The organism is Rhizobium etli CFN 42 (assembly GCF_000092045.1).
Taxonomy (GTDB): Bacteria; Pseudomonadota; Alphaproteobacteria; order Rhizobiales; family Rhizobiaceae; genus Rhizobium; species Rhizobium etli.
The window spans coordinates 3,568,102-3,575,000 of record NC_007761.1 but is presented as its reverse complement, the minus strand read 5'-3'; the positions used below and the strand labels follow the sequence as shown (position 1 = coordinate 3,575,000).

Annotated in this window: 2 protein-coding genes, 1 tRNA gene, 2 rRNA genes and 1 pseudogene (1 of these 6 running past the window's edge); 3 read left to right on the top strand and 3 right to left on the bottom strand. The window is 56.9% G+C overall.

All coding sequences use genetic code 11. From position 1 onward, the window contains the following. The 3 genes from RHE_RS17380 to RHE_RS17370 all read left to right on the top strand — a co-directional run. Positions 1-2,664, top strand: a 23S ribosomal RNA gene (locus RHE_RS17380); it begins 214 nt to the left of the window's first position. A 199-nt stretch (positions 2,665-2,863) separates the two neighbouring features. Then, positions 2,864-2,978: ribosomal RNA gene (gene rrf / locus RHE_RS17375) — 5S ribosomal RNA — on the top strand. Positions 2,979-3,072: 94 nt separating this feature from the next. Continuing rightward, positions 3,073-3,149: transfer RNA gene (locus RHE_RS17370), tRNA-Met, on the top strand. 207 nt (positions 3,150-3,356) lie between these two features. Here RHE_RS17370 and RHE_RS17365 read toward each other — a convergent pair. From RHE_RS17365 to RHE_RS17355, 3 genes and pseudogenes are all read right to left on the bottom strand, one after another. Then, a pseudogene (locus RHE_RS17365) lies at positions 3,357-3,852 on the bottom strand (DUF305 domain-containing protein). Between the two features lie 379 nt (positions 3,853-4,231). Then, positions 4,232-4,420, bottom strand: coding sequence for a multicopper oxidase domain-containing protein (locus tag RHE_RS33685; RefSeq protein ID WP_020922150.1), 189 nt, complete (start codon positions 4,418-4,420; stop codon positions 4,232-4,234). Between the two features lie 160 nt (positions 4,421-4,580). Continuing rightward, a complete protein-coding gene (locus tag RHE_RS17355; RefSeq protein WP_042118964.1) occupies positions 4,581-6,899 on the bottom strand; it encodes a membrane-bound PQQ-dependent dehydrogenase, glucose/quinate/shikimate family in 2,319 nt (772 codons plus the stop codon).

Here is a 6,899-nt window from a genome sequence, read left to right as displayed (position 1 = left end):
CTCGCTACCAACTATTCGCCAGCGTCGCGAAGCGACGCCAGGTTCCAAGCATTGTGATAAGGTATCTGCACCTGAATACATAGGGTGTAAGAAGCGAACGCAGGGAACTGAAACATCTAAGTACCTGCAGGAAAGGACATCAACCGAGACTCCGCAAGTAGTGGCGAGCGAACGCGGACCAGGCCAGTGGCAATTGTGATTAAAGTGGAACGCTCTGGAAAGTGCGGCCGTAGTGGGTGACAGCCCCGTACGCGTAGATATCACGATTGTCCTAGAGTAGGGCGGGACACGAGAAATCCTGTCTGAACATGGGGAGACCACTCTCCAAGCCTAAGTACTCGTGCATGACCGATAGCGAACAAGTACCGTGAGGGAAAGGTGAAAAGCACCCCGACAAGGGGAGTGAAATAGAACCTGAAACCGGATGCCTACAAACAGTCGGAGCCCGCAAGGGTGACGGCGTACCTTTTGTATAATGGGTCAACGACTTAGTGTAACAAGCAAGCTTAAGCCGGTAGGTGTAGGCGCAGCGAAAGCGAGTCTGAACAGGGCGATATAGTTTGTTGCATTAGACCCGAAACCGAGTGATCTAGCCATGAGCAGGTTGAAGGTTGGGTAACACCAACTGGAGGACCGAACCCGCATCTGTTGCAATAGATTGGGATGACTTGTGGCTAGGGGTGAAAGGCCAATCAAACTCGGAAATAGCTGGTTCTCCGCGAAATCTATTTAGGTAGAGCGTCGAGCGAATACCCCCGGGGGTAGAGCACTGGATGGGCTATGGGGACTCACCGTCTTACTGATCCTAACCAAACTCCGAATACCGGGGAGTACTACTCGGCAGACACACGGCGGGTGCTAACGTCCGTCGTGAAAAGGGCAACAACCCTAACCTCCAGCTAAGGTCCCCAAGTCATGGCTAAGTGGGAAAGGATGTGAGGATCCCAAAACAACCAGGATGTTGGCTTAGAAGCAGCCATCATTTAAAGAAAGCGTAACAGCTCACTGGTCTAAATAAGGGTCTTTGCGCCGAAAATGTAACGGGGCTGAAGCCATGCACCGAAGCTGAGGATGTGTAGCAATACACGTGGTAGCGGAGCGTTCCGTAAGCTGATGAAGGGATACCCGTGAGGGGTCCTGGAGGTATCGGAAGTGCGAATGTTGACATGAGTAACGATAAAGAGGGTGAGAGACCCTCTCGCCGAAAGACCAAGGGTTCCTGCTTAAAGTTAATCTGAGCAGGGTTAGCCGGCCCCTAAGACGAGGCGGACACGCGTAGTCGATGGGAACCACGTTAATATTCGTGGGCCTGGTGGTAGTGACGGATTGCACAAGTTGTTCTGGTTTATTGGATTATCAGGGCAGCGGAGCGGTTCCAGGAAATAGCTCCACCGTATAGACCGTACCCGAAACCGACACAGGTGGTCAGGTAGAGTATACCAAGGCGCTTGAGAGAACTATGTTGAAGGAACTCGGCAAATTGCACGCGTAACTTCGGAAGAAGCGTGACCCCATTTTAGGCAACTATGATGGGGTGGCACAGACCAGGGGGTAGCGACTGTTTATCAAAAACACAGGGCTCTGCGAAGTCGCAAGACGACGTATAGGGTCTGACGCCTGCCCGGTGCTGGAAGGTTAAGAGGAGAGGTGCAAGCTTTGAATCGAAGCCCCAGTAAACGGCGGCCGTAACTATAACGGTCCTAAGGTAGCGAAATTCCTTGTCGGGTAAGTTCCGACCTGCACGAATGGCGTAACGACTTCCCCGCTGTCTCCAACATAGACTCAGTGAAATTGAATTCCCCGTGAAGATGCGGGGTTCCTGCGGTCAGACGGAAAGACCCCGTGCACCTTTACTATAGCTTTACACTGGCATTCGTGTCGGCATGTGTAGGATAGGTGGTAGGCTTTGAAGCGGGGACGCCAGTTTCCGTGGAGCCATCCTTGAAATACCACCCTTATCGTCATGGATGTCTAACCGCGGCCCGTCATCCGGGTCCGGGACAGTGTATGGTGGGTAGTTTGACTGGGGCGGTCGCCTCCGAAAGAGTAACGGAGGCGCGCGATGGTGGGCTCAGACCGGTCGGAAATCGGTCGTCGAGTGCAATGGCATAAGCCCGCCTGACTGCGAGACTGACAAGTCGAGCAGAGACGAAAGTCGGTCATAGTGATCCGGTGGTCCCGCGTGGAAGGGCCATCGCTCAACGGATAAAAGGTACGCCGGGGATAACAGGCTGATGACCCCCAAGAGTCCATATCGACGGGGTTGTTTGGCACCTCGATGTCGGCTCATCGCATCCTGGGGCTGGAGCAGGTCCCAAGGGTTTGGCTGTTCGCCAATTAAAGCGGTACGTGAGCTGGGTTCAGAACGTCGTGAGACAGTTCGGTCCCTATCTGCCGTGGGTGTAGGAATATTGACAGGATCTGTCCCTAGTACGAGAGGACCGGGATGGACATATCTCTGGTGGACCTGTTGTCCTGCCAAGGGCATAGCAGGGTAGCTATATATGGACGGGATAACCGCTGAAGGCATCTAAGCGGGAAACCCACCTGAAAACGAGTGTTCCCTATCAGAGCCGTGGAAGACGACCACGTTGATAGGCCGGGTGTGGAAGTGCGGCAACGCATGAAGCTTACCGGTACTAATAGCTCGATCGGCTTGATCGTTCTCATTGACTGTGCTCATCGAACAAAGTTCGATAATGCGAATAGCGAATAGGGAGTAGCGAATAGTTGCTCCTCATCCGCTCCAAAGACGTGTTCAAAACCAGCGAAAGAGCAGCAGCGAAATCTATTCGCTATTTGCTACTCCCTATTCGCTCAAACCCAAATCCAGCTTCTCAAACAAAAAGTTGCGCTTTGCCGACCTGGTGGTTATGGCGGGGTGGCTGCACCCGTTCCCTTTCCGAACACGGCCGTGAAACGCCCCTGCGCCCATGGTACTTCGTCTTAAGACGCGGGAGAGTAGGTCGCTGCCAGGTCTGCAAAGCGCAACTAAAATCTTCTCAATCACAATCCGGCCCAGGCCAACACAAAAGGGTCGCGACAGCGGCCCTTTCTGCTGTAAAATAATTCCGCGGGGTGGAGCAGCCCGGTAGCTCGTCAGGCTCATAACCTGAAGGCCGCAGGTTCAAATCCTGCCCCCGCAACCAAATGCAAAAAGCCCGCAGCTCGCGGGCTTTTTTGATTCCTGCAAATCGTCAGAGCAGGCGTTCCAAGTCGCATTGATATAGGCTCCGATTCGAGGTGGAGCATGGGCGAGCGGAAATTCCTCTTGCGGCCCGTCTTGGTCTCGAGGTGGATGGTGGTCGACGAGGTTGGGGCGGGTGTCTCGATTGCATTCTTGACATTCGCGGACCCTACTGCGCACCCTGATCCAGGCGCGTGCGGATTGCGTTCATCTGTTCGATCTCTGCACGCTGGCCGCGCGAGATGTTGGCGCAGAGCGCGACCAGTTCAGCATCGGTGAGGGCTGCTTCCCGGCACATGAGGATTGCACCTGAATGATGAGGCACCATCGAGGCGATGAATTGGCGGTCGCCTATGAGAGCCTGTGTGCGAGTGCCTGCAAATGCCGCAACGAACATGATCACCAGGCCGACATGGATGGCGGCGTTCAGCTTCCTGTTCCCGTACATGCCGCCCATGGTGGCGAGCATGATGATGCCCATTGGGGCCACCATCGTCAGCGCCATGTTAGAGCATGTTGAGATTGTTCCGGAAATCGCTCCAGCCGTCGATCATCGAGAACATCACGAAGTACATGATGATGAGGCTGAGGATCATGTTGATCGCGAGCATGGAATAAGGATGACTACTCATCCCCTCATGTCGGGAATTGTGGTGGTTGCGCATCGCCAGCTTCCTTCCGGCCTTCCGACCGAGTCGGAAGGCGTTAGAGCAATTCCAGGAAAAGTGCGAAGCCGTTTTCCGTCCGCAATCGGGTAAATCCAAAACATTAGAGCGGTTCTGCGCTTCCGTGAAAAGCTGAACCGCTCCAGATGTTTCCGAGGCAACAACTCGGAGGCATATCGCCTTAACCTTGCATGGGCGGGTTGGTTCCCGGGTCACCAGTGTTTGCCGGATGCTGGGAGCCCGAGCTTGCTGATCGGATCGCGCCGTTATAAGCGATGTATGTCATCATCCCGTGGCCATGTGGTACAGGTGGTGACAGTGGAGCGGCCAACGGCCGGATTGACGGTATCGAACTCCACGACGACCTCGGCTATCGGAGTCAGCAGGACAGTATCAGGGGCGGCTCCGCTGCCTCCTGGCCATTGACGCCGACGATCCGGAAACGGTGCCCATGCAGATGCATCGGGTGCGCCATCATCGACATATTCCGCATGGGGAGACGGACTTGCTTGTCTTTGGAAACATTCAACGGCGCTGACGGGCCGATGCTCCAGGTGGACGCGATCATGTCTTCCGTCAGTGTGATGGCGTACCGATGGTCGGGTGAGCGGGCGGCGAGAGATGTTGCAGCCCGACGCTGCCGCTCCAGCCAAGGTCGAAAAGGGGACCCGTCTTCGAGGCGGTGGTGCCGATCAGGCGGTGCCATGTGGCTTCGTGCGATCGGCTGACTAATCCCCATCTTTCAGGGAGAAGGCGAGTACATAATCGCCGACGTCAGTCGAATTTGCTGCTCCGCCAACCGAGACCAGAACATATTGTTTGCCTGTCTTCGGTGAGATGTAGGTCATCGGCGTCGCACTCGAGCCGACCGGCAGAGGATGTTTCCAAAGCTCGTTGCCGTTCTCGGCGTCATAGGCGCGGATGTAATAGTCCTGGAAACCTGCAAAGAAGACGACGCCGCCGGCAGTCGTAGATGTGCCAGCATATGTCGGCAGGCCCATCGACATGGGTAAATTCATCTTGATCTTGAACGGTCCGAGCTGTTCAGCAGTCCCGGCCGGCACCTGCCACGCGATTTTTCGTGTGTTCAGATCCACTGCTGTCACCGTGCCCCATGGTGGTTGCGTGCAGGGAATGCGCAGTCTCGACGTCCACTTCTCGGTCGTCATACCATAAGGTGTGCCGCGCTGTGGGGCGGAGGGTCCGTGCGCCGTCGTGACGAGGGCGAAATCGACGTAATCGGCCCGCGGAACGAGGGCGAAGATGCTGGGAACTCGAATGTCGTTCATGAAGACGCGGTTGTTGGATAGGTCGACCGAGACGCTTCCCCAGTTGAGGCCGCCCAGATTTCCCGGCTGCTGAAGTGCGGGATGCGTGCCGATCGGGGTGAAGTCCCCGTCGTAGCGCATCTTGCGAAAGGCGATGCGGCAGGCCAGCTGATCGAACATCGTCAGGCCCCAGGCCCGCTGCTCGGTGAGGCGTTCCGCGCCGATCGTCGGCATGCCGACGGAATAAGGCTGTGTCGGTGAGAGTTTCTCCTCCGGCGCGCCGCCCGTCTGCGGCACCGGCTTTTCCTGAACTTCGGCGAGTGGAAGGCCAGTCTGGCGGTTGAGCAGGAAAAGCTGCCCACGTTTGGTAGTCTGCAAGATGGCGGGCACGGCGGCGCCATTGCCATCGGGCAGGTCGATCAGGACCGGTTGGGCCGGCAGATCATAGTCCCAGATATCGTGATGCACGGTCTGGAATTTCCATCTCTCCCTACCCGTCGTCACATCGAGCGCCACCAAGGTCGCGTTATACTGATCGGCAAAAGCCGGGCGATTGGCGCCATAATAATCCGGCGTGGTATTGCCGAGCGGGGCATAGATGAGGCCGAGCTTGTCGTCAAAGGCCGCTGTCGTCCACATGTTGGGAGTGGCGCGCGTGTAGGTCTGGCCTTGCGGCGGGAGCTTGGTGATCGCCGGATTGCCGAGATCCCATGCCCATTCGAGCTCGCCGGTGACCACATTGAAGGCGCGGATGACGCCGGACGGTTCGCCGACCTCCTGATTGTCGGTGACCCAGCCTCCGATGACAATCAAGTTGCGGGCAATCAGCGGAGCCGATGTCTGGAAATAGTAGCCGGTCTTGACTTCGCCCATGCCCTGGGAGAGCTGCACAGTACCGTTGTCGCCGAAGGCCGTGCACGGCGCGCCGGTCTTGCTGTCGATCGCAAGGAGGCGGGCATCGATCGTCGTCTGTATCAGACGCTCGTTGCAGAGATCGTCGGCCAACCGGTCTTGTTCCGGCATCCTGTAATAGCCAAGGCCCCGGCAGCGCTGCCAATAGGGCGCCGACGCTTTGGGGTCGAACGTCCAGCGGAGTTTTCCCGTATCGGCATCGAGAGCTGTGATCACATTCGTCGGTGTGCATGTGTAGACCGTATCCCCGATCTGCAGAGGTGTATTCTGATCGACGCCGTCGCCCCTTCCGGTTCGATATGTCCAGGCAAGGTCAAGCTGGGCAACGTTGCTGCGGTTGATCTGGTCGAACGGGGAATAGCGATCTCCCGCCGTGCTGCGGCCATAGGATGTCCAGTCGGAAGGGGAGTTGTCGCCCTTGACGGTCTTGTAAGCCGGGGTGTCTGCAGAAGGGCGGATCACCTCATGCGGGATGAAGGCAAGACCGAAGCCTGCAGCAAACAGAATGGCGGCAAGCACGGCGCCCCTATGGAAAAGCTTTCGGCCGGCGGTCGGCAAACGTGCTGGCGCAAAAACAAACGCAAATCCGGCCAGCGCGATGGGGGACATCAAACGTGCGAAGAGCCCCCAGAAATTGGTGCCAGACTCCCATAATGCCCAGGGAAGAGTGAAAACGGCGACAAGCAGGATGATGAGTGCTCCCAAGGGCTTCCGGCGCCAAAGCACGACGGCCGCAACGAGGTAAGCAAGTCCCGTGATTGCGTAATAGGGCGAGCCGCCGAGGCTGAGCAGCAAGGCGCCGCCTCCCATCAGGCCCAATCCGATAAAGGCGAGAACGAAACAGAACAGAGCAGCCAGAAACTTCAT

Excerpts from the sequence above, each read along its gene's own strand:
- RHE_RS33685 (WP_020922150.1), bottom strand. The coding sequence starts at position 4,420 with ATGATCGCGTCCACCTGGAGCATCGGCCCGTCAGCGCCGTTGAATGTT.
- RHE_RS17355 (WP_042118964.1), bottom strand. The coding sequence starts at position 6,899 with ATGAAGTTTCTGGCTGCTCTGTTCTGTTTCGTTCTCGCCTTTATCGGA.